The following is a 563-nucleotide window of genomic DNA, read 5'->3' on the forward strand; positions in this document are numbered from 1 at the left end:
CAGAATGATGCGGTGAATACGTTCCCGGGCCTTGTACACACCGCCCGTCACACCATGGGAGTGGGTTGCTCCAGAAGTGGATAGTCTAACCTTCGGGAGGACGTTCACCACGGAGTGATTCATGACTGGGGTGAAGTCGTAACAAGGTAGCCCTAGGGGAACCTGGGGCTGGATCACCTCCTTATACGATTTAGAACTTATTTGTTCGTAGTGTCCACACAGATGATTGTTAGTTAGCTAAACCACTTTGGTTTAACTAATTAATATGCTCTTTAAAAATTTGGAAAGCTGATATTAAAATTCTTATAGATACTTGTATCTATAAAGAGTTTTCAAAAGTAAAAATATGCCATTAATCGAAAGATTAATTGGTATCTACTTTAGTATTCTCATCATTATTTGATGAATTAACTTCTGGCGAAGTTAACAGCTGTCACTAACAAAGACCCGTTTGGGTTGTATGGTTAAGTGACTAAGCGTACACGGTGGATGCCTTGGCAGTTGGAGGCGATGAAGGACGTATTAACTTGCGATAAGCCTAGTCAAGCTAGTAAAAAGCGCTT

Annotated in this window: 2 rRNA genes; both read left to right on the plus strand. The window is 41.2% G+C overall.

Annotated features, from left to right (window positions below):
- A 16S ribosomal RNA gene (locus AOG26_RS20350) occupies positions 1-184 on the plus strand; the annotation flags it as partial.
- Between the two features lie 278 nt (positions 185-462).
- Positions 463-563: ribosomal RNA gene (locus AOG26_RS20355) — 23S ribosomal RNA — on the plus strand; the annotation flags it as partial.

Origin of the sequence: Pseudoalteromonas sp. UCD-33C (assembly GCF_001306895.1) — a bacterium.
In the GTDB taxonomy this organism is placed as follows: domain Bacteria; phylum Pseudomonadota; class Gammaproteobacteria; order Enterobacterales; family Alteromonadaceae; genus Pseudoalteromonas.